Below are 2,319 nucleotides of genomic sequence, written 5' to 3' on the forward strand. Positions count from 1 at the left end.
CCTCAGGACTGTGGCGCGAAGCAATTCATTTTGTTTACTGGGCGGCGATCTCGCGTCTCGAATCGCGCAGGTTGTGGCCGGCCGACCGCGCACGTACTCCGCGCGAGTACCTGGCCCTCGTCGCTCCCGAAGATCCGCGCAGGCCCGGCCTCTCGCAATTGACCGGCACATTTGAACGCTTCTGGTATGGCGGCCGCGAAGCGGGCGAAGGAGATTACAAGCAAGCGGAAGACCTGGCATCCTCACTGATTGCGGGTGGGGCACCAGCGAGAGTCCCTGAATTATCAACCGCACCCGAAGGCGGTGCGCGATGAAGTTCATGTCGTCGCTCGATCCCAAGGATCGCCGCCTGCTTCTGTGGAGCGTTTCGATCGCAATCGGTCTCGCCGTGCTCATCGGGTTCGTGCTGCCCAACGAAAACAACAACGACAATCCCATGCCGTCGACTTACCTCTCAGGTCAACACGGTGCGCGCGCGGCCTACGAAACGCTGGTGCGTGCGGGCTACAACATCGAGCGCTGGGAGCGCCCCCTGGGTGAACTGGCGGCCACAGCCGGCCCCAACACCGTAGTGATCTTTGCGCAGCCCTTTACGCGCGAGACCCAGGATTTCAAGGCTGTCGAGAAGATTGTCGCCCGCGGCGGTCGCGTGTTGGCAACGGGCTTCTGGGGCGGCTACCTGGTGCCCGATGGAGACGCCGGCACGCCCAAGGAGTTCACGTTCTCTGCCTGCCAGCTGGAGCCCGAGGGATTCGGTGCGCTCGCCAACAGTGGCGACGTGTGGATGGTGCCTGAAGCCACGTGGCAAGTGGGAAACCCGAAGCAGCGCATTCAATACAGTTGCGCCGGGCAGCCCGCCGTGGTGGAGTACGACTATCGCAGCGGTCACGTTGTGTGGTGGGCCAGTTCGACGCCGCTCGAAAACGGATCTCTGGCGCGGGCCGCCAATTTCGATCTGCTGCTGAATTCCATTGGTCCGCGTGAGGGCCGTCATTTCTATTGGGACGAATCCCTGCACGGCGACGTTCGTTCCGAGTGGAGCTATGTTTCCGGACCCACGGTGGCGCTGCTGTGGACCGGCTTGATTCTGATATCGATTCTGACTGTCTTCAGCTTCAGCCGGCGTAGCGGACCGGTTCGAGAACTGCCGCTGCCAGCGCGCGCCAGGCCGATCGAATTCCTTGAGGCGCTCGGATCGCTCTACCGCAGTGCCGGAGCGTCGTCGACTGCGGTCGCTATCGCGTGGGAGCGCTTCCGCCGCTACGCCTTGCGTCTTTGCGGATTGCGCCAGGCGCCAGTGAGTGCCGGAGAACTCGCCGCCGCAATCCGCCGCCGCTTCCCCAATGCCGACCCGAGCCTCGAAGCAGATCTGGCAACCTGCGAAGACGCGAGGCTCAATGAGAAGATTGATCCACGCGCAGCATTGAAAGCGATTCAGGCGTTGCACCATCACAGGCGCCTTCTCGCCGACGCCTCAAAATTGAGCCGCTGGTCCAATCCTGATACAAGCATTCAATCCACTAAAAACGAAAGGCCCTCATGAGCGAGGAACTGAGAGAGAACACAGACATCCAGCAGCAGCCGAAGCTCCAGGCGACCAGCGAACTCATCGCACACGCACGCGCCGAACTGGGCCGCGTCATTTCCGGCCAAACGCAGGCCGTCGAAGAAGTGCTGATTGCCGTATTGTGCCAGGGCCACGCCCTGCTTGAAGGTGTACCGGGCATCGCAAAGACACTGATGGTGAAGACCCTCGGCCGCCTCCTTGGCCTCGGCTTCCAGCGCGTCCAGGCCACCCCCGACCTCATGCCGGCAGACATTCTCGGCACAACAATTCTCAGGCCCGGTACCGACAGCTTTACTTTCCACGCGGGTCCCGTTTTCACTGACCTGCTGCTGGTGGACGAAATCAACCGCATGCCTCCACGCACCCAGGCTGCACTGCTCGAGTGCATGGAGGAGCGCCAGGTAACAAGCGATGGAACACGCCGACCACTGCCCACCTGGTTTACCGTCTTCGCGACACAGAACCCGGTCGACTTCGAGGGCACGTACCCTTTGCCCGAGGCGCAACTCGATCGCTTTCTGATGAAGATCCGCGTCGCATATCCCACCGAAGCTGAAGAACTGCAGATCCTGGAGCGGCATCACGCCGGCAGCGGTGCAAGTCTCCTCGACGACGCCACCATCAAGCCAATTCCTGCGGGAATGCTTGAAGCAGCGCGTGCCGAAGTCCACGCAATCCGCATCGAGCCCGAACTCTACGGATACATTCTGACGGTGGCGCGGCGCACCCGCGAGTGGCCTACATTGTTGCTC

The 2,319-nt window shown here is 61.9% G+C and carries 3 protein-coding genes; all 3 read left to right on the forward strand.

From position 1 onward, the window contains the following. On the forward strand, nt 1-314 hold a 314-nt coding region (locus tag WA354_RS13780), incomplete at its 5' end, for a DUF4129 domain-containing protein (RefSeq protein WP_472813590.1). Continuing rightward, a complete protein-coding gene (locus WA354_RS13785) occupies nt 311-1,543 on the forward strand; it encodes a DUF4350 domain-containing protein (RefSeq protein WP_472813591.1) in 1,233 nt (410 codons plus the stop codon). The genes WA354_RS13780 and WA354_RS13785, both read left to right, overlap by 4 nt. Then, nucleotides 1,540-2,319 (forward strand): AAA family ATPase (locus tag WA354_RS13790; RefSeq protein ID WP_472813592.1); only part of this gene is annotated, 780 nt, incomplete at its 3' end. The genes WA354_RS13785 and WA354_RS13790, both read left to right, overlap by 4 nt.

The organism is Occallatibacter sp., from assembly GCF_049802275.1.
Lineage (GTDB): Bacteria > Acidobacteriota > Terriglobia > Terriglobales > Acidobacteriaceae > Telmatobacter.